The organism is Actinoallomurus acaciae, assembly GCF_042429965.1.
GTDB lineage: Bacteria > Actinomycetota > Actinomycetes > Streptosporangiales > Streptosporangiaceae > Actinoallomurus > Actinoallomurus acaciae.
Genome location: NZ_JBHLZP010000085.1, coordinates 370 through 22,956 on the forward strand (window position 1 = coordinate 370; position 22,587 = coordinate 22,956).

Annotated in this window: 23 protein-coding genes; 13 read left to right on the forward strand and 10 right to left on the reverse strand. The window is 71.4% G+C overall.

Going from position 1 to position 22,587, the window contains the following annotated elements:
* A partial coding sequence (locus ACFFNX_RS14175) for a YidH family protein (RefSeq protein WP_378200778.1) occupies positions 1 to 599 on the forward strand: 599 nt, incomplete at its 5' end.
* A complete protein-coding gene (locus ACFFNX_RS14180) occupies positions 596 to 868 on the forward strand; it encodes a DUF202 domain-containing protein (RefSeq protein ID WP_378200781.1) in 273 nt (90 codons plus the stop codon). The genes ACFFNX_RS14175 and ACFFNX_RS14180, both read left to right, overlap by 4 nt.
* 12 nt (positions 869 to 880) lie before the next feature.
* Here the strand turns inward: ACFFNX_RS14180 and ACFFNX_RS14185 are convergent, their stop codons facing one another.
* The 3 genes from ACFFNX_RS14185 to ACFFNX_RS14195 form a co-directional block, all read right to left on the reverse strand.
* The gene (locus ACFFNX_RS14185; protein ID WP_378200784.1) at positions 881 to 1,921 is read right to left on the reverse strand and encodes a cytochrome c oxidase assembly protein; all 1,041 of its coding nucleotides are present in this window, start codon (positions 1,919 to 1,921) and stop codon (positions 881 to 883) included.
* Positions 1,921 to 2,091, reverse strand: coding sequence for a hypothetical protein (locus tag ACFFNX_RS14190; protein ID WP_378200787.1), 171 nt, complete (start codon positions 2,089 to 2,091; stop codon positions 1,921 to 1,923). The genes ACFFNX_RS14185 and ACFFNX_RS14190 overlap by 1 nt, the downstream gene beginning before the upstream one ends.
* 217 nt (positions 2,092 to 2,308) lie before the next feature.
* Positions 2,309 to 2,938, reverse strand: coding sequence for a hypothetical protein (locus ACFFNX_RS14195; protein ID WP_378200789.1), 630 nt, complete (start codon positions 2,936 to 2,938; stop codon positions 2,309 to 2,311).
* Between the two features lie 156 nt (positions 2,939 to 3,094).
* Between ACFFNX_RS14195 and ACFFNX_RS14200 the strand changes: the two genes are divergently transcribed.
* Positions 3,095 to 3,781, forward strand: coding sequence for an SDR family NAD(P)-dependent oxidoreductase (locus ACFFNX_RS14200; RefSeq protein WP_378200792.1), 687 nt, complete (start codon positions 3,095 to 3,097; stop codon positions 3,779 to 3,781).
* A gap of 551 nt (positions 3,782 to 4,332) precedes the next feature.
* On the opposite strand, the gene ACFFNX_RS14205 is transcribed toward ACFFNX_RS14200, so the two are convergent.
* Entirely contained in the window at positions 4,333 to 4,569 is a 237-nt protein-coding gene (locus ACFFNX_RS14205) for a hypothetical protein (protein ID WP_378200795.1), read from the reverse strand.
* A 410-nt stretch (positions 4,570 to 4,979) separates the two neighbouring features.
* On the opposite strand from ACFFNX_RS14205, the gene ACFFNX_RS14210 reads away from it, so the two are divergent.
* From ACFFNX_RS14210 to ACFFNX_RS14220, 3 genes are all read left to right on the forward strand, one after another.
* Positions 4,980 to 6,578 (forward strand): dienelactone hydrolase family protein, encoded by a 1,599-nt coding sequence (locus ACFFNX_RS14210; RefSeq protein WP_378200798.1) that lies wholly within the window; start codon positions 4,980 to 4,982, stop codon positions 6,576 to 6,578.
* A gap of 83 nt (positions 6,579 to 6,661) precedes the next feature.
* On the forward strand, positions 6,662 to 7,483 hold the full coding sequence (locus ACFFNX_RS14215; protein ID WP_378200801.1) for an alpha/beta fold hydrolase: 822 nt from the start codon (positions 6,662 to 6,664) through the stop codon (positions 7,481 to 7,483).
* Between the two features lie 147 nt (positions 7,484 to 7,630).
* The gene (locus tag ACFFNX_RS14220; protein ID WP_378200804.1) at positions 7,631 to 8,713 is read left to right on the forward strand and encodes a calcium:cation antiporter; all 1,083 of its coding nucleotides are present in this window, start codon (positions 7,631 to 7,633) and stop codon (positions 8,711 to 8,713) included.
* A gap of 32 nt (positions 8,714 to 8,745) precedes the next feature.
* On the opposite strand, the gene ACFFNX_RS14225 is transcribed toward ACFFNX_RS14220, so the two are convergent.
* The 5 genes from ACFFNX_RS14225 to ACFFNX_RS14245 form a co-directional block, all read right to left on the reverse strand.
* On the reverse strand, positions 8,746 to 9,024 hold the full coding sequence (locus ACFFNX_RS14225) for a hypothetical protein (protein ID WP_378200807.1): 279 nt from the start codon (positions 9,022 to 9,024) through the stop codon (positions 8,746 to 8,748).
* A gap of 376 nt (positions 9,025 to 9,400) precedes the next feature.
* Positions 9,401 to 9,583 (reverse strand): hypothetical protein, encoded by a 183-nt coding sequence (locus ACFFNX_RS14230; RefSeq protein WP_378200810.1) that lies wholly within the window; start codon positions 9,581 to 9,583, stop codon positions 9,401 to 9,403.
* Positions 9,584 to 9,713: 130 nt separating this feature from the next.
* Positions 9,714 to 10,457 carry a GPR1/FUN34/YaaH family transporter gene (locus ACFFNX_RS14235; RefSeq protein WP_378200814.1) on the reverse strand — a complete coding sequence of 248 codons (744 nt, stop codon included), beginning with the start codon at positions 10,455 to 10,457 and terminating at the stop codon, positions 9,714 to 9,716.
* Between the two features lie 285 nt (positions 10,458 to 10,742).
* On the reverse strand, positions 10,743 to 11,780 hold the full coding sequence (locus ACFFNX_RS14240; protein ID WP_378200817.1) for a PP2C family protein-serine/threonine phosphatase: 1,038 nt from the start codon (positions 11,778 to 11,780) through the stop codon (positions 10,743 to 10,745).
* A 156-nt stretch (positions 11,781 to 11,936) separates the two neighbouring features.
* Positions 11,937 to 12,458, reverse strand: coding sequence for a MarR family winged helix-turn-helix transcriptional regulator (locus ACFFNX_RS14245; RefSeq protein ID WP_378200820.1), 522 nt, complete (start codon positions 12,456 to 12,458; stop codon positions 11,937 to 11,939).
* 141 nt (positions 12,459 to 12,599) lie between these two features.
* Here ACFFNX_RS14245 and ACFFNX_RS14250 point away from each other — a divergent pair, with 141 nt between their 5' ends.
* The 4 genes from ACFFNX_RS14250 to mgtA all read left to right on the forward strand — a co-directional run bounded on the left by ACFFNX_RS14250 (position 12,600) and on the right by mgtA (position 18,247).
* Positions 12,600 to 13,364, forward strand: a complete 765-nt coding sequence (locus ACFFNX_RS14250; protein ID WP_378200823.1) for a sulfite exporter TauE/SafE family protein — start codon at positions 12,600 to 12,602, stop codon at positions 13,362 to 13,364.
* Between the two features lie 109 nt (positions 13,365 to 13,473).
* Positions 13,474 to 14,631 carry a hypothetical protein gene (locus tag ACFFNX_RS14255; RefSeq protein WP_378200826.1) on the forward strand — a complete coding sequence of 386 codons (1,158 nt, stop codon included), beginning with the start codon at positions 13,474 to 13,476 and terminating at the stop codon, positions 14,629 to 14,631.
* 606 nt (positions 14,632 to 15,237) lie between these two features.
* Positions 15,238 to 15,591 (forward strand): ArsR/SmtB family transcription factor, encoded by a 354-nt coding sequence (locus ACFFNX_RS14260; protein WP_378200829.1) that lies wholly within the window; start codon positions 15,238 to 15,240, stop codon positions 15,589 to 15,591.
* Positions 15,575 to 18,247: a magnesium-translocating P-type ATPase gene (gene mgtA / locus ACFFNX_RS14265; protein ID WP_378200832.1), complete on the forward strand. Its 2,673-nt coding sequence runs from the start codon at positions 15,575 to 15,577 to the stop codon at positions 18,245 to 18,247. The genes ACFFNX_RS14260 and mgtA overlap by 17 nt, the downstream gene beginning before the upstream one ends.
* 25 nt (positions 18,248 to 18,272) lie before the next feature.
* On the opposite strand, the gene ACFFNX_RS14270 is transcribed toward mgtA, so the two are convergent.
* Entirely contained in the window at positions 18,273 to 19,277 is a 1,005-nt protein-coding gene (locus tag ACFFNX_RS14270; protein WP_378200835.1) for a dipeptidase, read from the reverse strand.
* Between the two features lie 292 nt (positions 19,278 to 19,569).
* Here ACFFNX_RS14270 and ACFFNX_RS14275 point away from each other — a divergent pair, with 292 nt between their 5' ends.
* The 3 genes from ACFFNX_RS14275 to ACFFNX_RS14285 all read left to right on the forward strand — a co-directional run.
* Positions 19,570 to 20,907, forward strand: coding sequence for a hemolysin family protein (locus ACFFNX_RS14275; protein ID WP_378200838.1), 1,338 nt, complete (start codon positions 19,570 to 19,572; stop codon positions 20,905 to 20,907).
* Positions 20,904 to 21,920, forward strand: a complete 1,017-nt coding sequence (locus ACFFNX_RS14280; protein WP_378200841.1) for a CNNM domain-containing protein — start codon at positions 20,904 to 20,906, stop codon at positions 21,918 to 21,920. The genes ACFFNX_RS14275 and ACFFNX_RS14280 overlap by 4 nt, the downstream gene beginning before the upstream one ends.
* 14 nt (positions 21,921 to 21,934) lie before the next feature.
* A partial coding sequence (locus tag ACFFNX_RS14285; RefSeq protein WP_378200844.1) for an acyltransferase family protein occupies positions 21,935 to 22,587 on the forward strand: 653 nt, incomplete at its 3' end.

A 22,587-nucleotide genomic window follows, 5' to 3' on the forward strand; every position in this document is an offset into this window, starting at 1 on the left:
CGACCGGCGAACCCGACACCACACCAAACACCACCCCACCACCGTCGACGAGCCGGACACGAACCCGCGACGCGGTCGCGACCGGCGAGTTCGGCATGGCGCTGTCGGTGGCGATCGTCACGCTCACCGGGTCACTCGCCGGCGACCCCGCCGGTGCCCGGCTCGCCCTCGCCGCGCTCGGCCTCGCGGTGCTCATCCTCGCGGCGCCGATCGCCGTACGGGCCCCGCGGCGCGCCGTCCCGGACACCGCCTCGGAGACGCCGCCGGACGCGCGGTTCCTGCTCGCCAACGAGCGCACCTTCCTGGCGTGGAACCGTACGGCGCTGGCCCTGGTCGCGGCCGGGCTCGCGGTCGCCCAGGTCCTGCGCCCGTTCCCGGGCGTCCCGTGGGGACGCCACGTGCTCGCCGTCCCGCTGATCCTGCTGGGCGCCGTGATCGCGGTGATCGGCCACCGGGAGCTGAGCCGCAACCAGCGCGCCCTGTACCGGTCCGAGCCCCTGCCGCGGTCCGTACTGCCCAAGGTCCTGACGTTCGCCGTCGGGGCGATCGCGCTGGTCTCCGCGACGGTCCTGGTCCTCTCCGCCGCCCACGGCCGATGACCGTGCGGCCCGAGGCCGCGTCCGACCGGGGCCTGGCCGAGGAGCGGACCGAACTGGCCTGGCGGCGAACCTCCATCGCCTTCGCCTCGCTCAGCGGCGCGCTGGTGAAGGTGAATCCCGCCCTCGGCATCCCCGCTCTCGTCCTCAGCGCCCTGGTCTGGCGGCTGGGCCGCCGAACGCGCACCGGCGCCCGGCGCCCCCTCCTGACGACCGTCGCGGTCGTGACCGTCTCGCTGATGACACTCACGGCCGTGCTGGTGAAGGGCTGACCGCCGAGCCGGTCAACGGCCGTCGCGCGACGTCCGGTTGAGGTCGGCGAGGAGCGCGTTGTAGGCGGCCAGGGCCGCGTCGTCCTCGTCGACGTCCCCGCTGGTCCGTAGCCGCTCGCGGTCCTGGTGCGCGGTGTCGCCGTACGTGTCGTGCCCGGTGCCGGCGAGAGCCGCCTGCCGGGCCGACTCCAGGAAGGCGCCGGCCCGGGCGGCCTCCGGCGACCGGTCCGTGAACCACCGGGCGGCGACGACCAGCATCATCACGAACATCAGGCCGTCGCCGCCGATCCACATGACGGCGCCCGCACCGTGGGCGTCGGCCAGCGGGCCCGGCCCCCACGACGGCTGCATCCGAGCGTAGGAGGGGAAGGGTGAACTGGTCGCCTGCAGCAGCACGACCCCCACGATGGTGTCGGCGGACATGCCCATGAACAGGCTGAACAACCGCAGCGGGTACGGCAGCTCGACACCGGGCGAGTCGGAGGTCAGCAGCCGGGAGAAGTACAGGTATCCGCCGCCGAGGTAGAGGGCGCGCTCAAGTGCCATCAGCCCCGGCGACCCCATCATCACGTCCATGAAGCCCGACAGGTGGACGCCGAACAGCACCGCCGCGTACACGACCAACCCGGTGAGCGGCGAGCGGAGGGTCCGGACGAACCACGACCTCCGGATCGACTCGACGCGTTCGCGGACGGCCCCGCGCGTGGCACGCAGCAGCAGGGTCTCGGGGTGGCCGAGGCACAGCAGCCACGGCGACGCCATGATCAACATCAGGTGCTCGATCATGTGCACCCACAGCAGGCCACTGTCTCCGTACACGCCGGGGCTGCCCATGATCGCCGCGCCCGCGACCGCGAGCCCGGCCGTGAACGCGACCGTACGGGCGATCGGCCATCGCGTCCCGTTGCGGTGCGCGGCGACCACGCCCCCGAGGTAGAGCAACAGGGCGAGCGACAGGAGCGCCGTGGTGACGGGCGCGAACCGCCAGGTGGTGAACGCCTGCGCCCAGGTGAGCGGCGCCAGCGGTCCGCCCATGGTCATGGAATGGTCCATCAGAGTCTCTCCACGAGATCTTGGCCGAGATGGCCGGTGGGGTCACAGCCGCGCGGGACCGCGAACAGCGCACTGGACGTGTGGCGGAGGAACCGGCCCAGGCCGCCGGCGAACGCGAGCCGCCGCCGGCTCCGGGCCAAGCCGTCGGCCGGTTCGGACCGGAACGCCATGAACAGCAGGCCCGGTCAGTGTCAGGTCGGGTTCGTGCGACGGCGTGTCGATCCTCGTGCCGTACAGGTCGGCCCGGTGTCCGCAGGCGCCCAGCGATGTCACCGTGAGCAGGACCTTGAATCGATGGCACAGCGTCCGAGATCTCTGCCCGACGAAGACCATGAGCGGGCGGTATCGGGTGAAGCGGCGCCGGAACGTCACCGGTGCCTTTTGTGGTCACACGAGGTACATGACGGTCCGCGGCGGCCCTCGTCGCACCAGTGCGTGGCGCAGCGCCGCGAGCGCGGGCGGGGTCTCGTCCTCGCCGCGCCACAGGCTCGCGCCGGCCGTTCTCCGATCCGCGTCGAGACCGCCGCACAGGACGAGCAGGAACGCCCGAAGGGTGCACGCGACCAGGGATCCGACGATCGTTCCGAGCGCGTGCCACAGCGCGCGCTCACCGGCGTACAGCCACAGGGCGACCAGCAGTCCGGCCAGTGCGTGCGCGCCCCACATGCCGCCGCCGTGGGACGCCCCCGTCGGCAGGCCGGCACCGGTGAGGTGGTGGTGCATGCCGCCGTACGTCGCCACGCCGAGATGGCCGGGAGTCGCGCCCGGCGTGGACCACGTGAACCACAGGTGGAGGCAGCTCTGCGTGACCTCCACGGCGAGCAGGATCCACCACAGCGGGCGTCGCCGGTCGGCCAGGCAGTAGCCGATCGCGGTCACGGCGACCAGGGCGACCCAGCCCGACCACGCCGCCGCCGGCCGCGCCGCCATCAGGTCATGCCCGGCCTTGGACAGCACGACGCACACCGAGGCGAAGCCCCCGGCGCGTACCAGCCGAAACCACCCAGGCGGAACCATGACCTCACTGAAAACTACGACGTGTAGTACATCGAGGCTACACGTGGCGGCCAGGGGCGGGGACATCCGGTAGCCGCCCCGGACTCGCGGCGGGTGCACGAAGGAGCTAGATTAGACGCAACGTTGCGTCTAATCATCGCCAGGAGTGAATGTGCCATGTCCGAACGCCAAGCTCTCATCATCGGGGCCTCTCGAGGACTGGGACTCGTCCTCGCCGACGAGCTCGCTCGACGCGGCTGGCGCGTCATCGCCACGACGCGCCAGGGCGGCGGCGAGTTGCAGGCGATCGCCGACGCCGGGAACGGGCGGTTGGAGGTCGAGTCGTTGGAGATGACGAGCTCCGAACAGCTGACCGCTCTGCGCGAACGCCTGGAAGGCCGTCGACTCGATCTGCTCTTCGTCAACGCCGCGATCGACCGAGGCGATCTGCCGATCAACGAGGTCTCGACCGACATGTTCACCGAGGTGATGATCACCAACGCGTTGAGCCCGCTGCGTACCCTTGAGGCCCTCCGCGGACTCGTCGCGCCCGGCGGAACCGTCGCGGTCATGTCCTCTGAGCAGGGCAGCATCGCGCGCAACACCGCGGGCGGCTATGAGTTGTACAAGGCCAGCAAGGCCGCGCTCAACCAGCTGATGCGCAGTTACGCCACCCGCCATGCCGACGACGGACAGACCAAGCTGCTCATCGATCCCGGCCACAATCAGACCCGCCTCGGCGGACCCGACGCGCCCCTCACTCCCCAGGAGAGCATCCCGGCCGTCGTCGACGTCCTCGAAGCGCAGGCCGGCGCCTCCGGCCTGCGGTTCCTGGATCGCCACGGCGAAACCGTCCCGTGGTAGAGACCCGGCCTCCGGGCCGCCGACCGCCCGACGCCGTTGGCTGCCGGATCGGCCTGAAGGACCGATCGAGGTCGAGAGCCCGGGCACCGCAGGCACCACACCGGCCCGCCACCGGCAACGCGGAGGAGGCGGTGGTGTCCGGATACCGACGGAGTGCGGCGGCACGGTCGCGGAGGGAGCGGGCCTCGGCCGGGTGGACCGAGCGCACTGGTGACGAGGGCCGGTCGGCGGCGCCGCCGTAGGCGTGGGTCCACACGGTGACGCGGAGCATTACGGACTTGGTGAACGCCACGTGCGTCCGGTCGACCCGGCCCTCGTGGCGGCGAGACACTCACGCGCCGTAGTGATCACGACGGCGGTGAAGCCGAGCAGGTAACGCATGGTCGGCCCGGTACTTCTTGGCGTGGGTACGACGCAGCCCGATCTCGTGCCGATGGTTCAGGTCCAGCGGACGGGTACAGCCATCGATGATGAAGCGGTCGAAACCTCGGCTTGGACGCGCCGCCGTACCAACCGTAGTAGGACCGCATGAACAGCGTTTCGCCGAACGGCTAACCGACGCGATGCGACACGACCCCCGCGTGGTGCACGTCCGCCAGGACCGAGGCGGCCAGGAACACCGCCACCGTCGATGACAGGGGATGCCCCCAGACCAGGGACAGACCGAGCCAGGTACGCCACGCAATATCGTCGGCCTGCTCGGCGAGGATCCCGGCGGCATCGCCGGGCCTCCTCGAGCGCCCCGGAGTGCGGCCATGAACAGCAGCCCACCGAACCAGGCGCGCCACGCCGAGACCATGCTCGGCCTGCCCCGCAAGGACCCCGGCAGCGTCGCAGGACCTCCTCGGACGTCCCGCCCGGACGACCGGAGTACGGCCGCATAAACAGACCGGGCGTGCCCCGCGAAGACCCCCGGCGGCATCGCGCACGACCTCCTCGTTCTCGGGGGTGAGCCCGGCCGCCGCCTTCAGCCGCTCCAGGTCCTCCAGGCTCAGCGCGTGGGTGCAGCCGGGGATGCCCGGCTCGGGCGTCGGCGTGTGCTCGCTCGTCGTCAGTCCTCTCTTGGCCGAGCCGTACCCGCACGCTGCGGTTCCACGGTGGTCGAACCGTCACGCAGCACGTGTGGTGCTGTTTCGGGTACGAGCGGCCGCGTCCGGCGCGATGATCGTCGTTGGCCTCGATCGGCAGGGAGCGAATCGTGGAGACCGTGGAAGACGTGCGGCCGCGTGCGGCGGAACGACCGGCGCTCCCGCCGCTCCGCGTCGTCGCCCTGCTGCTCGCCCTGGTGTGCGCCGTGATCGGAGTCGTGGGCCTGGCCACCGCGGACCGGGGCATCGAGCGGCACTCCGCCGTGGTAGCCGGGGTGCCGCTGGAGGTCGCCCGGCCGGCGAGGACGACCGGCCGGCTGCCCGGAGTGGTGGTCGCGCACGGTCTGGCCGCCAGCAGGCAGCTCATGCGCGGGTTCGCGGACACGCTGGCGCGTCGCGGGTACGCCGTGGAACTGGTAGACCTGGCGGGCCACGGGGCGAGCACCGACCGGTTGCCGGACGCGGGCGACGGGCCGGCCGCCGACGCGCGACTCGACCGTGATCTGGACGTCGCCGTCGGTCATCTGCGCGCCATGCCGTGGGTGGACGCCGCGCGGATCGGTCTGCTCGGTCACTCGATGGGCGCCGCCGCGGTCCTGCGGTACGCCGCCGTGCACCCGGCGATCCGCGCCACGGTGTCGATCTCCCAGGGGCCGACGTGGGCCGGACCCGCGGTGCGTCCACGGAACCTGCTCCTGCTCGCCGGCGGCCTGGAGTTCACCGGGTTCCGTGACGGTGCCCTCGGCGCGCTGCGGGCCGCCTACCCGCAGGCGCGTACCGGCGTCACGTACGGCGATCCGCGCGCCGGCACCGCTCGCCGGGCGGTGATCGTCCCCGATGTCGAGCACGTCAGCGTCCTGTTCAGCCCGCGAACCCACCGCGAGGTCGCGACCTGGTTCGACGGGTCGCTCGGCGGCTCCTCCGCCGGCGCTCCGCACGAGGCTGCGGTCCGCCCGGTGTGGCGCGCCGGATCCGCGATGCTGCTGCACCTGGCGGCCGTCCTGAGCTTCGGCGCGATCGCGGCGGCGGTCCTGCGGAGGCCCCCGGCGCCTGACCGCGAGCGCCGTCGGGCCCCGCTTCCGCTCGTCCTCGGCGTACCCGTGGGCGCGGTCCTGACGGCGGTGCCGGTGATGGCGGTGGTCCCGCGAGGCCTGCTGCCGCTCGCGGTGGCCGCCCCGGTCGGCGGGTTCTTCGGCGTCATCGGCGTCCTGCTCCTGGCCACCGCCCTGCTCGCCGGGCGCACCGATGTCACCCATGACGGCGACGGCAGGTCATGGACCGCGACCGCCGCGGCGACCGTGGTCCTGGTGGCGCTGACGGTGGTCTCCTTCGCCGTACCGGCCCAACTCGGCTGGGCGCACGCCGTTCCGGTCGGCGTACGGGCCTGGGCGCTCCTCCCGATCACCGCGTGCGCGGCGGCGTTCTTCGGAGGGATCGAGGCGCTGTGCCGAGGGTACGACCGGCGAGGCGCGATCATGATCCACGCCTGGATCGCGGGAGGCGCGCTGGCCGGCCTCGGCGTCGCCGTGCTCGTCGGCGCCGCGTCGTCATTCGTCCTGCTGGTGGCGCCGCTGCTGGCCGGGCTGCTGATCTGGCAGGGCGTCCAGGCCGCGGCTCTGCGCGCGGTCCGGGCACCGGCCTGGCTGACCGCCGTCGTCGGCGGCGTACTGCTCGCCTGGCCGATCGCGGTGACCATGCCGATCGCCTAGGGCTTGCGGGACAAATGCGTTGTCGTCGACCCCGCCGAGTGCTTCCTTGGTCTGGTCCTCGCTCCTCAGCGTCTGGAGACCTTGTGAGCGCGACCCGCCACACTCCGCAGGGGATCGCCTACGAACGCGCCGGTCGCGGCAACGGCGTTCCGATCGTCCTCATCCACGCCGGCGTGGCCGACCGGACCATGTGGGACGCCCAGTGGGACGCGCTCACGGCCGGGTTCGACGTCGTCCGCCTCGACCTTCGCGGCTTCGGCGAGTCCGGCAGGCCACCCGGCGCTCGCTGGTCGGCGGCCGAAGATGTCCTGTCCGCGTTGGACCACCTCGGCATCACCCGGTGTCACCTCGTAGGCGGCTCGCTCGGAGCCGGGGTCGCGGCCGAGGTCGCCCTGTCCGAGCCGGAATTGGCTCAGTCCCTGCTGCTCTGCCCGCCGGGCGGCGCTCTGTTGGCCGAGTCGACCGAGGATCTCCAGAACTTCTTCGAAGCGGAGAGGAGCGCCCTGGCCGCCCGCGACCTCGACGCGGCGGTGGAGGCCAACATCACCACGTGGGTGGTCGGCCGCGACCGTGATCCGTCCGACGTACCGTCCGGCATCCAGGACCACGTACGGCGTATGCAGCGGCGCGCGTTCGAAGTCGCCGAGTCCCTGAGGGATACCGACGAGGCCGAGTTCACCCCGCCCGCGCTCGAACGCCTGCCCGATCTCACCACTCCGGTGCTCGTCCTGGTCGGCGGGCACGACCTCGACACCATCCAGGACTCCGCCGAGCGGATCTGCCGGGCGCTGCCCGGCGTCCGCCGTGTCGACTGGCCCGACGTCGCCCACCTGCCCTCCATGGAGCGGCCCGGCGATTTCCTCACGCTCCTGACGGAATGGGTGACTCAACACCCGAGCCGCTAGATGCGCCTCCCGTCTGGGCGCATCGCCGGTGACGTTCCCACATGTCCGGGTCGTCCCGTGCCGTCCGCGGCCACTGTTCCGCGCCGTCCGGCGGCGTACGCTTCCGCACGTGATCGGCAGCGGAACCGGGTCGTGTGGCGCCCACGCGTGAGGTCGTGGGCGGCGCACTGGACCTGGCTCGCTCCGATACTCGCGGTCGTCATCCTGTCCCTGGTCTGGGGGCAAGCCCTGTCACCGGTGGTGGCCGCGACGGTGGCGGTGTTCCTGGCCGTCTCGGTCCTGGCGGCCGTACACCACGCGGAGGTCGTGTCGCATCGCGTCGGTGAGCCGTTCGGCTCGCTGGTCCTCGCGGTCGCCGTCACCGTGATCGAGGTCGCGCTGATCGTGGCGCTGATGATCTCCGGGGGCAGGAAGACGGAGTCACTCGCCCGCGACACGGTGTTCGCCGCCGTGATGATCACCTGTAACGGCATCGTGGGCATCGCCCTGGTGATCGGGACCGTACGCCACCGGGTGGTGACGTTCAACGCGGAGGGCATCGGAGCGGCACTGGCCACGGTCGCGGCGCTCGCGACGCTCAGCCTGGCGCTGCCGACGTTCACCACCACCCGTCCGGGCCCGACGGCCAGCCCGGGCCAACTCGGCTTCGCGGCGGTGGCCTCCCTGGCGCTGTACGCCCTGTTCGTACTGACCCAGACCGTCCGCCATCGCGACTACTTCCTGCCCCCGCAGGACGCCATGGCCGGCGCCGAAGAACACGTCGCTCGCCCCTCGGCGCGCCGTACGTTGTTGAGCATCGCTCTGCTGCTGGTGGCCCTGATGGCGGTGGTCGGGCTGGCCAAGGCGGTGTCGCCGACGATCGAGTCCACACTCGTGGCCGCCGGACTGCCGCAGAAGGTGGTGGGCGTCGTGATCGCGCTGCTCGTACTGCTGCCCGAGACCATCGCCGCGGCACGCGCGGCACACCGCGATCGCATTCAGATCAGCCTCAATCTGGCCCTCGGCTCGGCGATGGCCAGCATCGGGCTCACCGTCCCGGCCATCGCCATGGCCGGGATCTGGCTGAGCGGACCTCTCGTCCTCGGTCTTGGGCCCACGCACCTGATCCTGCTGGGACTCACGGTCGCGGTCACGACCCTGACCGTGGTGCCGGGCCGCGCGACACTGCTCCAGGGCGGCGTGCACCTGACGGTGTTCGCTGCCTTCCTCGCCCTAGCGGTCAGCCCGTGACCACGACGGGACGCGCCGATCACCCTGACGGGTCAGTCGAAGAGCTCCACAGCCGTCGAGACGACCGCCGCACGCTCCGCCCATGCCTCCAGTTGGACGAGGTCACCACACCCGATGATGCGAGCACGAACCTCGGGCGAGACACAGACGCTCCGCGCGGCCAGCACCATCAAGATGACCTTCGCTACCTCCTCGACCTTGCCTTCAGCCTTGCCTTCGCCGAAGTAGTGGCGAGCGAAGTCGCTCTGGTACTCGTAGTTCTTGAGCTTCAAGAGTGTCTCCAGGTAGTGCTGGGCGGCCTGCGGAAGCATGTGCCGGTGGAAGTGGGCGAGGAGGCGGCGGCTCGTCCGGGTCGTGGGCGGGCCGGCCAGGTTCCCGAGCCCGCGCGTCTCCTCCCGTGTGACCCGGCACGGATGTCGATGTGAGAGGTGACGCGGTACATCTTCGCGATCCCCTGCCGCTCGACGTCGCCCCCTTTCCCCTCTGGGGTCGGGCGGAGAGCGTACGCGCGGTGCTGGGGGCCGAGTCCGTCGCCTCGGTGGCCTTCGGGTTCCTCGCCGACCCGCTCTCCACGGGGAAGGCGTTCAGCGTCACCGGAGTCGGCGTTCCTCATCACCCTGGCGCCCTGCGTTCTCCTGGGTCGGCGGACCTACCCGCGCGGCGTCGTCATGGCTCAGGTGGTGACGGTCAGAAAGGGTGGGCTCTGTGCCGCGACACGTCCGTGGCGTCCAGCAGTACGACGTCGCACTCGTCGCACACCCACACGCCGTCGGGTACGACGAACCTATGGCTCGCCGCGTCATCACGCGCGCAGGCGATGTGGTAGGCGCGACTGGTGCGGCGCGCCAACGACCGGCAGAACCTGGTCACTCTTGACACTCTGTGCTCCCGCGGGGGGCCAACGACTACGGGCAGGCGTTGAGCCTAGCGGACACAGAAGTGGCTTTGACCAGCACATCCTCTGCCGGCCGTACGGCGAGCCGGTCGATACGGCGGTCGGCTACTGCCCGATCTTGAGGCCCGGCTGGCCGTGCCGGTACTCCAGCGGGCGGGCGGCACGGCCGGGGATCTTCCCCGCCATGCCTCGGGTCCGGATCAGCGGCAGCATGGTGCGCCGGAAGCTGTTCTCGAACATGAGCGCCGCCGCCACGTACAGCGCGGCCGCCGCGGCGATCACGAAGAGCCAGCCGGCCACGCGGACGGGCCATGACATGCCGGCGAAGAAGCCGGCGGCGCCGAACCCGCTGGCCAGGGCCAGCAGTCCGAGCACGGCGGCCATGCCGAGGTTCTCGCCGAGCGCCGCGAGCGCGCACAGTCCGGTGATCGCACACATGGCGATGAGCCAGAACGCGAACGCCGGATCGGCGGCTCCGATCCTTGGCGCGATCAGGACCGTCGGGAACGCCAGGAGGGCCAGAATCAGCAACAGGCCGAAGCCGACCCAGAACGCCCCCCACATCCCGTGCACCGCCGTGGCCAGGCCGTCGCGGGCGCGGTAGGACCACCTCGCCGCCATGAACTGCGCCAGACCCGCGGTCAGCACGAACGGGTAGAGGGTCAGCGGTGTAAGGGCGGTGCCGTACCAGCGCGCCATCCACGCGCCGACCATCATCGCCGCCGCCGCCAGGCCGAACAGGCCGAGGATGGAAGGTGCGGCGATCGGCTGCAGGAAGACCCGGCTGCGGTCGTGCCAGAACGAGAACTCCCGCTCGTCGCCTTCGGCCTCGCCCGGCGGCGGGCGCATCGGCTCTTGCGTGCGCCCCTCCTGCCGGAGCCTCTCTTCCCTCAGCCTCTCTTCTCGGAGCCGCTCTTCGTTCGACTCCCTGGGCCCCGCCCCGGATGATCGGCCGAAGCCGTGACGACCTCGTGATTCCGTCATCGCATCCTCCCCCGTGATTGACGGATGCTTACCGGCCCCATTACCGCCGCACAATAGGTCGAAACGCGCCTTTAATATATTTTGCCGCTTATCACACCTATTATCACTTTTATCCCAAATGACGCTCTGGCATCACCGGTTACGCGTCCGTCAGCGGTGGCGGATGAGCAGCATGGCGGCGTCATCGGCGACCGGGCCGCCGACATGGCGTACGAGATCGGTGCGCAGGTCCTCCAGCGCCTGCTCCGCACTCTGCTCCTTCAACAGGAAGGCGCGATCCTGGAGCGGGTAGAAACGACCTTCGCGGTCGCGCGCCTCGACGACCCCGTCGGTGTAGAAGAGCATCTGGTCGCCCGGGGCGAAGGCGACGTCGCACACCTGCGGCTGCACGTCGACCAGATCCGTCATCCCCAGCGGCGGTGCCGGCTCCGGGAGTTCGACGAAGTGGACGCCGCCGTCGACGCCGATCGCGAGTGGAGGAGGATGACCGCAGCTCATCAGGCTGATCCGCGTATCGCGGAGCTCGGCGATGACCGCGGTGACGAACCTCTCTCCGGACAGCACGCGGTCCAGCGACGTCTGCAGCCGTGTGATCACCCCGGTGAGGTCCGGTTCGTCGTAGGCCGCCTCGCGGAACGCGCCGACCACGGCCGCCGCCGTCTCCACCGCCTCCAGGCCCTTGCCCTGCACGTCGCCCACCAGGATGCGCACGCCCAGCGGGCTCGTGACGACCTCGTACAGGTCTCCGCCGATCCGCGCCTCCGCGGCGGCGGAGATGTAACTGACCGCGACCCGCAGGGGCCCCGCCGACCGCGGCACCGGCCGCAGCAGCACCTTCTGGGCGACCTCGGCGACCGTCCGCACGTCGGCGAGCTCCCGCTCGCGCTGCTGCCGGACCGCGCTGGCCAGGGCGCTCGCCAGCGTCACTCCGCCCAACGAGATGAGCAGCATGTTGTTCGCCCGATGCCCCAGCACCCCGTCGTACGACGCGAGCACCACGCACAGTCCGACGGCGATCAGTCCCACCAGCAAGGCTCCGCGCACGTCACAGCACAGGCTGGCGAACGCCGGCCCCAGGGCCAGCAGCGGCAGATAGCCCAAGGTGGGTCCGGCGAGCAGATCGATCACGGCGACGATCATCATCACCATGAACGGCAGCCACCGCAGTAGCGGTTCAAGCCTCCTCATCGATGACGCCCATCTCCCGCCGCGGTCGTTTTTCCTGACACTAGTCAGCGGGATACGCCGCCTGCCCGGAGTTCCCCGAACCGAGATCATTGCAGGGGACATCGCATTGCGCGGGAATCGACGAGCGGCGTCGCCGTAGCGCGGTTCCGCCGGCGATCACTGCCAGCCCAGCGTCAGGATGTCGCGGACCGGTTCGCCGGGCGCGGGCTCGCCGCCCGCCTCGGTGAAGGCCTGCAGCGCGGTGATCAGCCCGGCGCGCTGGCCCGGCGCCATCGCGGCGACGATGGCCGCGATCTCCTCCCGCCGCCGGGAGGTGACCTCGTCGACGATCTGCGCACCCGCGTCCGTCAGGCACAGGAGGATCTCGCGGCGGCTCTCCGGATTCACCCGCCGGTCGACCAGGCCGGCGGCCACCAGGCGCTCGACCATCCGCATCGCGGTCGAGGGGTTGACCGCGAGCTGTTCGGCGAGCGTCACGAGCTTCATCCCGGGCCGGCTCGCGAGCACCACCAGCATCCGGAACTGCGGCAGGGTCACCCGTTCTTCCACCGCGGCCAGCGATCGCGCGGAGACGGCGACCAGGAGCCGCGACGCGGTCAACACGGCCGTCGTCACCGCGTTCACGTCCTCGCCGCTCGGCTCGGTCGCCGACGAGGACCACATCGCATGCTCGGCCATGGACCAGTTCTACCCGCCCAGCGCAAGCCGGGCCGGTGATACTTCGCCGAGCGTCGAAGCATCTCCGCTCTAGCGTGACCGTATGGGCATGCCACCGGTCACCGGCCGCAACCCGAATCCGGCCCGGCGAGGAGCGAGGCCGTGACGCTGTGGGAGATGCTCGCCGTGTTCGGAGCGGGCGTCGGCGCCGGCACCGTCAACACCGTCGTCGGCTCCGGGACGCTCATCACCTTTCCGGTTCTGCTCGGCATCGGCATGTCGCCCCTCACGGCCACGGTCTCCAACGCGCTCGGCCTGATCCCGGGCTCCGCCAGCGGGGCCATCGGCTACCGGAAACACCTCGCCGGCCAGCGGCGGCGTGTTCTGAAGGCGTGCGCCGGCGCTCTGGCCGGCGGCCTGGTCGGCGCCTCGCTCCTGCTGGCCCTTCCGGCCTCGGCGTTCGAGAAGATCGTGCCGGCTCTGGTCGGACTCGCCCTCGTCCTGGTCGTGCTCCAGCCGACGATCAGCAAGAGCGTGCGTCGCCACCGTGAGACGACCGGCAGGCCCGCCCGCCACGACGGTGGTCCGCTGCTGTTCACCGGGCTCACGTTCGCCAGCGTCTACGGCGGCTACTTCGCCGCGGGCCAGGGGATCATCTACATGTCCCTGATGGGCGTCGCGCTCGATGAGGATGTGCAACGCGTCAACGCGGTCAAGAACGTCCTGGTCGCCGTGGTCAACACCGTCGCCGCCTGCTACTTCCTCTTCGTCGCCCACTTCGACTGGACGACGGTCGTCCTGCTCGCCACGGGTTCCGCGCTCGGCGGCCAGGTCGGGGCCAGAATAGGCCGCCGGCTCAGCCCCCTGGTCATGCGCGGCCTCATCGTGGCGATCGGCGTCCTCGCCATCATCCAGCTCCTCCGCTGACCGGCCCGGCCGCGAGGGCGACCCTCAACATTCACCCAGCGAAGGTTAATGAAAAGTTAAAACGCCCTGCCTAGAGTGCCCGGACATCACGCGACGGCGAGGAGGGTGTGTGCGTTCGGACGACCTTCAACTGGCGCCCGGCACCCGGTTGGTGCACATCGGGCCGCACAAGACCGGCACGACGGCCCTGCAGGGCGCCCTTCACCGGGCCCGCGAACGCCTGGCCGACCACGGCGTGGTCTTCCCGGGCACCGGCCGGCATCCGATGGCCGCCGTCCACGCCGTGATCGGACGGCCACCGCTGCTGGGGCACGCCCCGCCGAACCTCGGTGCCTGGGACCGGCTGGTCGCGGAGGTGACCGGAGCCGACCGCGCCGTGGTGAGCAGCGAGTTCTTCGCCGACGGCGGCGACGACGCGGTGCCACGGATCGTCGAGGACCTGGGCGGCCGGAGAGTGCACGTCGTCGTGACGCTGCGACCGCTGGCGAAGATCCTGCCGTCCCAGTGGCAGCAGTACGTCCAGAACGGCCTGCGGATGCGTTACGACCCCTGGCTCGAGACCATGTTCACCAAGCCGCCGTACACCGGGCCCACGCCGACCTTCTGGCGACGCCACCGGCACGACGAACTCGTCGGACGTTGGACCTCTGTCGTCGGCCCGGCCAACCTGACCGTCGTGGTGGTCGACCCGTCGCGCCCGGAGATGCTGCCGCGCACCTTCGAGTCCCTGCTGGGGGTGCCCGAGGGCGTCCTGGTGCCGGAGCAGAGCCGGACCAATCGCTCGCTCACCTCCGGCGAGGCCGAACTGGTCCGGCTGCTCAACCAGGAGTTCCGGCGCCGCGAATGGCCGGAGAAGGTGTATCCGCGGTTCATCAGGTACGGCGCGATCGCCCAGATGCGCGCGTCGCACGAGCCGCTACCGGAAGAGCACCGGATCACCACCCCGGCCTGGGCGCTGGAGCGGGCGGCCGAGATCGGCGCCGAGGCGGCCGAGGCCATCTCGCGGCTGGGGGTGCGCATCGTCGGCGACATCTCCAGCCTGGGCCGGACGCCGCCGGGCGACACGCCCGCCACCGGTATACCGCTGGTGTCCTCCGAGGCCGCGTGTCAGGCCATCATCGGCGCCATCGCCGCCAGCGGAGCCGTCGAAGGCAGGCCGGCGGCCGAAGACCTCCAGGTACGAGACGCGGACGCCGCCACACTCGTCCGCGTCCTGAAGAACCGCGGCCTGCGCCGTGCGCGCAGGTCGTTGCGCCGCCGGCGATGAACGGCGCAGGCCGGGTTCACTTCACCCCGTGCCCGGGCGCCATCGGCACCCGGGGCTGAGCGGCTCAACGACGGTGCAGCGTGAGCCAGGCGTGATCGAGGAGATCACCGACGACGAGCAGGCTGTTGAAGATCCAGAAGGTCATGGCGGCACGGACGTTACGCTGCCGTCGCATGGCGGACCGCCATGCGAGGCCGGTCCGCGGCTCCGCCCACGACCGGTGAGAGAACTCCCCGACCTGAGTGTGCGGCACGAGCGACTCGCCCCCTTTCGCAGAGTCTCGTGGTGACCAGGTGGTTCGCGTAGGAGTGTTGCTGAGAGGTGGTCCTCGGGAGCGTCGCGGTCGCGACGCCGATGAGTCGCGCTCGGTCGTCTCGCTGATTCGGTATCCGTGTGAACCGTCGGCGGCAGTCTCCCCGTACCACAAAGACGATGTCGTTCTTCTATGACGGTCACGCCCCGCTGACGGTTCAGTCTATTTCCGATACTTGTACAAGTCGACAAATATATGAGGGTCGCCACTCCGGGGGTCCGGTTGCGCCGCTCCGGTCCGCTCCGGGAGGCTGGTCGCAGTCCGAGGTGCCGAACAGGCGTGGAGGTGGGTTGGTGGCGGACACCGATGCCGGCGAGCCTCCGGTCCTGTCGCCCGAGTTGCTCCAAGACATGGCGGGCACGTTCGGCCTGCTGGCCTCGACGATGCGGCTGCACATCGTGTGGGTGCTCGCTCATGGAGAGTGCGACGTGGGCACCATCGCGGCGCAGGTCGGCGGCACGGTGCCCACGGTGAGCCACCACCTGGCGAAGCTGAAGCTCGCCGGTCTGGTCCGCTCCCGCCGCGAAGGACGCCACCAGGTCTACCTGGTCGACGACCCGCACATCGTGACGATCGTGCGGCAGATGGTCCACCGGATGAAGGATCAGACCGCGGGTACGAGGCGCCGTCGTGGCGTCGGCGCCTGAGCCTCTCGTCCTTCCCGCACCGGCCGACGCGGCCGGTGGACCGCGGCTGCCCGCGGTGCGCGGCCGGCTGGCCGACTTCGCCTCGATGCCCGTGCATCAGGCGCTGCGCCGGTTGGAGAGCGGACCGCGCGGGCTCCTGGAGGAGACGGCCCACGCCCGGCTGGAACACTACGGCGACAACGTCATCACCGGCGCCGGACGCCGGAGATCAGGTCTCCTGCGCGCGCTCACCAACCCCTTCGTGGTGATCCTGTACGTCCTGGGCGGCGTGTCCGCGGCGCTGGGCGCGTACGGCGCGACGGCGGTGATCAGTGTGATGGTCCTGGTCAGCTGCTGGTTGCAGGTCCGTCAGGAACACCGCTTCGACCGGGTCGCCGCCACACTGCGGGCGATGGTGATCACCACGGCCACGGTCGTACGCCGCGCGTCGGCGCAGGCTCCGCCGGTGGCACGTGAGATACCGGTCGATCAGCTCGTCCCCGGTGACGTCGTGCGCCTCGGCCCGGGAGACATGGTGCCCGCCGACGTACGGGTGCTGCGGTCGGCCGGGCTGCGGGTGGACCAGGCGGTGCTGACCGGGGAGTCCGTGCCCGTGGCCAAGCAGGCCGCGTACGGCGCCGGCGCGCCGTATCGGGAACAGGACGGTGACCTGGGCACCTTCGACTGCCCGGCGCTGGGATTCATGGGCAGCACGGTCAGCGCCGGAACGGCGACGGCGGTGGTGATGGCGACCGGCGCGTCGACCTACTTCGGCGCGATGCACGCGCACCTGGCACCGCGGCGGGCGGAGACGGCGTTCGACCGCGGCGTCAAGGGCGTGTCCCGCGCGCTGATCGGGCTGATGCTCGTGTGCGCGCCGCTGGTGTTCGTCGTGAACGCCGCCGTGCACGGGGTCAGGCTCGCGGCGCTGTGGTTCGCGATCTCCGTCGCGGTGGGGCTGACGCCGGAGATGCTGCCGGTCATGGTCAGTACGGCCCTCGCCCGGGGAGCCAAGGCCGGCATCCGCCACAAGGTGATCATCAAACGGCTGCCCGCGCTGCACAACCTCGGCGCCGTCGGCGTGCTGTGCATGGACAAGACCGGCACTCTCACCCGCGACCAGATCGGGGTCGAGTGCCACCTCGACCCGTACGGCCGCCCCGACGACGACGTGCTGCGGTGGGCGACGATCAACAGCGTCGGCACCACCCAGACCGAGGACGCCTGGCCGGTCAACGACCTCGACGAGGCCCTCTTGGCCCACGCCGAACAGGTGGGCGTGCCCGCGGAGGGCTGGGTCGCCACGGAGGTCGTTCCGTTCGACGCGGCGCGCCGCAGCAGCGACGTCGTGGTACGGCGCGGCCATCGGCCCCTCGCCGAGACGCTCATCACCAAGGGCGCGGTCGAGCAGGTCCTGCCGCGGTGCGTACGCCTGCGCGTGGACGGCGACGACCTGCCGATGAGCGCGGCGGACCGGTGCCGCCTGCGCGAACTCGCCGACCGCCACGCGTCCGACGGCGTCCGGATGCTCGCCGTCGCCATCGCCGACCCCGCCGGTCCTCGGCCGGACCCCGGCCTGACGCTGGTCGGGTTCGTCGGCTTCCGCGACCACCCGCGGGACTCCGCTCGCGCCGCGGTGGCCGCGCTGGCGGAGCGAGGCGTCGCCGTCAAGGTGCTCACCGGCGACCATCCGCTGGTCGCGGCGCGGATCTGCCGGGACGCGGGCATCGCCCCCGGTCATACCGTGCTCGGCGAGGAGATCGCCGGCCTGGAAGAGGCGGTGCTGAGCGATCTCGCCGCGCGGACCACCGTCTTCGCGCGCATCGACCCGGAGCAGAAGGCCCGGATCGTCCGCGCCCTGCGGGCGTCCGGGCACGTCGTGGGATTCGTCGGCGACGGCGTCAATGACGCGGGCGCGCTGCGGGACGCCGACGTGGGGATCACCGTGGAGAGCGCCGTCGACGTCGCACGAGAGTCGGCGGACGTCGTCCTGCTGGGCGACGACCTTCACGCGGTGGCCGAGGCGGTCACCGAGGGACGGCGCACGTTCGGCAACATCAGGAAGTATCTGGAGATCACCATCTCCTCCAACTTCGGCAACGTGCTGTCGATGCTGGCGGCGAGCGTCCTGCTCCCGTTTCTGCCGATGCTGCCGATGCAGATCCTCATCCAGAACCTGTGCTTCGACCTGTGCCTGCTCCCGCTCGCCTTCGACCACGTCGACCGGCGGGCGCTCCGCCGCCCGCAGACCTTCGACCCGCGCCGGCTCACGAGATTCGTCCTGCTGCTGGGCCCGGCCAACACCCTCGCCGACCTCACCGCGTTCGCCATCCTGCTCCACGTCACCGGCGGCCATCCCGGCGCGGCCGCCCAGGCGTTGTTCCACACCGGCTGGTTCTTCGAGAACCTGCTGACCCAGGCGGCCGCCGTCCACCTGCTCCGCGACCGCCGCCCGCCGTCTCACCGCAACCGCGCGGCGCTACCGGTGCTGGCGGGCACCATGGCGATCACGGCCATCGCGACCTGCCTGCCGCTGTCCCCGCTGGCCGCGCCGCTGGAGATGCGGTCTCTGCCCGCGCTCTGCCTGCTGTCACTGACCTGCGTGGTCGCCCTGTACTGCGTCCTGATCAGCGCCGCCAAGGCGTTGTGGCACAGGATCGACTCGTCGCCCGCCTGAACCGGCGTGCCGGGTCTCCCGCCGCTCACCCGGTCGGATCCGGCGGCGGCTCGGTGGTGGCATCGGCGGCCGGACCCCATGCCTGGCACGCGACGCGCATGAAGTTGCCGCCGAGGATGCCGGTGATCGCCTCGTCGGGGTAGCCACGGTCGGCGAGGACGGCCGCGAGCGGGGACAGCGCCTCGGGCTCGACGAAGCGGATCGGGCCCCAGCGCGTGTAGCTCTCGGGGAACAGCTCCGGGTGCTCGGTGATCTCACGGTTGAGATCGGCGAGGTCGAAGGGGTAGTCGGTGCCGATGCCGACGTGGTCCGGTCCGACGAGCTCGACCGCGTGGTCGAGGTGGCGAACCAGTGCGTCCAGGCTGATGTCATTGGGGCCGAGGAAGATGCCCACGCCGGTGATGCCGATCACCCCGCCGGTCTCGGCGCAGGCCCTGGCCTGTTCGTCGGTGATGTTGCGCTCGTGCTCCCACACCGACCGCATGCACGTGTGGCTGTAGACGACCGGCCGGGTGGAGACCTCGCACAGGTCGAGCCCGGTGCGGATGCTGGAGTGCGAGCCGTCGGCGACCATGCCCACCCGGTTCATCTCTCGCACCATCGCACGTCCGTACGCGGTCAGGCCTTCATCGTCGGCGTCCATGCATCCTGATCCGGCCGCGTTCCGGTGGTTGTAGGTGGGGACCAGCGTCCGTACCCCCAGCCGGTGATAGCGCTCGACCATGTCGAGCCGGCCGCCGAGCGGGTTGGCGTCCTCCAGGTCGAAGGCGACGGCGAGCCGGCCGGACGCCTGTGCCGTGACCACGTCGGCCGCCGACCCGGCGAGCAGAAAACGCCGGTCCGCGGCGAGCTGCCGCCGGAACGACTCGAGGACCATCAGCGTCGAGGCGGCGTCGTTCGGCGCGTAGCCGACGTTGACGGAGACGAAGCTCGCACCGATCTCCCGAAACCGCAGGAGCCCGCCGACGTCGGCGTCGGGCGTCAACGGAAGGCAGCAGTGCTGGTCCCACAGCGGCGGCAGGTCGTTCAACGTCTCACCTCTCGCTCAGGCCGTCCCGGCGTCGGCCGGCCGACGTTCACGCCACCAGGCTTCCCCATCGGCGCCGGTCCGTCGATGCTCGTCGCCGCTTGTGGATAACAGCGCCTCGCTCAGGTCCGGCGGCGAGACCGTTTCCCGAAGACACCCGATGACCTGCGAAGATGAGCCATCACGACGGTACGCTGCAAAGGAACCACGTACCGCTCGGCCGTCGAACGGCTCTGAACGGGAGGAGTTCGGTGTCCGCTTCGTCGGACCCCGGTCACAGACCCGGGACCGGGTCATGCTGAACGCGCTGGCGGGACTCGCCGCGGTGCTCGCCCTGACCGCCGCCACGGGCTACTTCGTCGCGCAGGAGTTCTCCTTCGTCACCGCCGACCGGGCCCGGCTCGCCGAAGACGCCGGGCACGGCGACGCGCGGGCACGGCGCGCCCTGGCCGTGATGGGGCGGCTGTCGTTCATGCTGTCCGGCGCGCAGCTGGGCATCACCGTCACCGCACTGGTCGTGGGCTTCATCGCCGAGCCCGCGGCGTCCGCGCTGATCCGCCCGGTCGTCGACGCGCTGGGCGTTCCGGACGCGGTCGCGAGACCCGCCGCGCTGGTGGTCGGCTTCGTCCTGGCCACCGTCGTGCAGATGGTCCTCGGCGAGCTCCTGCCCAAGAACCTCGCGCTCGTTCGCGCCGAACCCCTGGCGAAGGCCCTGGCCGCCTCGACGGTGGCGTATCTGGCCGTCGCCGGCCCGGTGATCCGGCTGTTCGACACCGCCTCCGTCCGGCTGCTGCGCCTGGTCGGAGTGGAGCCGGTCGAGGAGCTCTCCCACGGGGCGACGCTCACCGAACTCGGCGACATCATCGGCGAGTCCCACCGGTCCGGCCGGATCCCCGCCGACCTGTCGGTGCTGCTGGAACGCGCGTTGACCTTCGGGGAGCGCACCGCCGCAGAGGTCATGGTTCCGCGCCCCGACGTCGTCGCCGTCCCCGCCGACGACACCGTCGGCCGCCTCAAGGAGCGGATCGCCGAGACCGGCCACACGAACTACCCCGTCTGCGACCACGACATCGACGACGTGATCGGGATCGCCGGGGTCCGGGAGATCGCGCCGCCCGGCATCTCCGACGACCGGCTCATCGCCGACCTCGTACGCCCCGCCCTCCTGCTGCCCGCCACCGTTCCCCTGCACCTCGTCATCGGCCGGATGCGCGAAGCGCACGAGGAGTTCGCCGCGGTCGTCGACGAGTACGGCGGGCTCGCCGGCATCCTCACGTTCGAGGACATCGCCGAACAGCTCGTCGGTCAGATCGCCGACGAGAACGACGCCCTGGCGCCCGCCCCGGCACCGGCCGGGGGCGTCTGGAGGCTGCCGGCCACGCTGCGGATCGCCCAGGTACGCGACGTCACCGGCCTGGCGCTCCCCGACGACCCCGCCTACGACAGTCTCAGCGGGCTGTTCATGGCGCGCCTGGGCCGGCTGCCGCGGATCGGCGACCGCGTCGAGGTCGCCGTGGAGCCGCGGCACGGTCCGCCGGTGCGAGCCGAGTTGGAGGTGCTCAGCGTGCGCAGGCGGGTGCCCCGCGTCATCGCGATGCGTCTGCTGTCCACGGCGCGTGAGGAGAGCCGATGAACCTGCCGGTCTCCCTCTCGATCACGATCCTGCTGCTGGCGGGCAACGCGTTCTTCGTCGGCGCGGAGTTCGCGCTCGTCGCCGCGCGGCGCGTACGGCTCGAACGCGACGCCGCCCGCGGCAGCCGCGCGGCCAGGGCCGCCGTCGCCGGAATCGACGAGCTGTCCCTCATGCTCGCCGGGGCCCAGCTCGGCATCACCATGTGCTCGCTCGGCCTCGGCGCCGTCACCGAGCCGGCGTTCGAGCACATCCTCGACCCGCCGCTGGAGGCCGTCGGCGCCCCCGGGCCGGTACGCCACTCGATCGCGTTCGTCGTCGCGCTGGCCATCGTGACCTTCCTGCACATGGTCGTCGGCGAGATGGCGCCCAAGTCCTGGGCCATCACCGACCCCGAGCGTTCCGCCCGGACGCTCGCCGTGCCCTTCCTCGCCTTCACCCGGCTCGCCCGGCCGCTGATCACCATGCTCAACGGCGTGACCACCGCACTGTTGCGGCTGGTCCACGTCCGCCCACCGACCGAAGCCGACTCCCACGCCGACCCGCGACGCCTGTCCCACCTGATCACCGAGTCACGCCGCCTCGGGCTCATCGGCCAGGCCGAGCACGCACTTCTGGGGCGGGCCATCGCCACGTACGAGGCGACCATCGCCCACCTGATCGTCCCGGCCGACGACGTCGCCGCCGTGCCCGCCGACGCCGACGCCGAGCGGATCCGCCGTACCTCCGCCGAGCACGGGCACACCCGGATCCTCGTCCGCGCCGACGGCCGTGGCATCGCCGGCATGCTTCACGTACGCGAGGCCCTCACCGGCCGTACCGCCTCCGGGCGCGCCGCCGACATGATGTACCCCGTTCCGACGCTCCCTCCCGGCTGCGGCGTGCTCGACGCCCTCACGACCATGCGGAACGCCCGCGCCCAACTCGCCGTCGTCGCCTCCTCCGACGACCCGTTCATCGGCCTGGTCAGCCTCGATGACCTGCTCGGCGACCTGCTGACCGCCAACCCTCACTGACCGGGTCGCCGCCGATGAAACGAGTCCCTCTCCCCGCGAGCGCGCCGAAGCGCCTGGGCTGGCTGGACCTGCTCCGCGGGATCGCGGCGATGGTCGTCGCCCTCCACCACGCCACCTACTACTTCACGCCCGGCTGGCGGGCCGGCCTGCGGCTGTGGTTCGACCCCGGCCTGTACGGCGTGCTGGTGTTCTTCCTCGTCAGCGGCTACATCATTCCGGCGTCCCTCGAACGGCACGGCCAGGTGCGCGGCTTCTGGATCGGCCGGCTGCTGCGCATCCACCCGCTGCTGACGGTCGCGTGCGCGATCACGGTGCTGCCGTTCCTGCTCGGGATCCGCGGCCTGCGGGCGGGGCTGGAGCAGTATCGGCCCGCGACCGCCGTTCTGGCGCACCTGACGATGCTGCAGGACGTGCTCGCCGTCCCGAACGCCATCAACGTCCTGTGGACACTGTCGTACGAGATGGCCTTCTACCTGCTGGTCGTCGCGCTGTTCGTGCTCGGCGTCCACCGGCGCTCGGCGCACGTCGCGGTCGTCCTGGTGGCCGGCGCCGTGCTGGCCGGCGGGCTGCTGCCGACGGCGGCGCTGTCCACCAGAGCAGGCGTCGGGCCGATCGTCGCGTTCGCCGCACCGACCATGGCCGTCGCCATCCTCGCGGCCGCCTCGGC

Bases quoted from the DNA above. Each gene is read 5' to 3' on its own strand.
- ACFFNX_RS14180 (WP_378200781.1), top strand. From the start codon at position 596: ATGACCGTGCGGCCCGAGGCCGCGTCCGACCGGGGCCTGGCCGAGGAG.
- ACFFNX_RS14185 (WP_378200784.1), bottom strand. From the start codon at position 1,921: ATGGACCATTCCATGACCATGGGCGGACCGCTGGCGCCGCTCACCTGG.
- ACFFNX_RS14190 (WP_378200787.1), bottom strand. From the start codon at position 2,091: ATGGCGTTCCGGTCCGAACCGGCCGACGGCTTGGCCCGGAGCCGGCGG.
- ACFFNX_RS14195 (WP_378200789.1), bottom strand. From the start codon at position 2,938: ATGGTTCCGCCTGGGTGGTTTCGGCTGGTACGCGCCGGGGGCTTCGCC.
- ACFFNX_RS14200 (WP_378200792.1), top strand. From the start codon at position 3,095: ATGTCCGAACGCCAAGCTCTCATCATCGGGGCCTCTCGAGGACTGGGA.
- ACFFNX_RS14225 (WP_378200807.1), bottom strand. From the start codon at position 9,024: ATGCTTCCGCAGGCCGCCCAGCACTACCTGGAGACACTCTTGAAGCTC.
- ACFFNX_RS14235 (WP_378200814.1), bottom strand. From the start codon at position 10,457: ATGCGCCCGCCGCCGGGCGAGGCCGAAGGCGACGAGCGGGAGTTCTCG.
- ACFFNX_RS14240 (WP_378200817.1), bottom strand. From the start codon at position 11,780: ATGAGGAGGCTTGAACCGCTACTGCGGTGGCTGCCGTTCATGGTGATG.
- ACFFNX_RS14245 (WP_378200820.1), bottom strand. From the start codon at position 12,458: ATGGCCGAGCATGCGATGTGGTCCTCGTCGGCGACCGAGCCGAGCGGC.
- ACFFNX_RS14275 (WP_378200838.1), top strand. From the start codon at position 19,570: ATGCTGAACGCGCTGGCGGGACTCGCCGCGGTGCTCGCCCTGACCGCC.
- ACFFNX_RS14280 (WP_378200841.1), top strand. From the start codon at position 20,904: ATGAACCTGCCGGTCTCCCTCTCGATCACGATCCTGCTGCTGGCGGGC.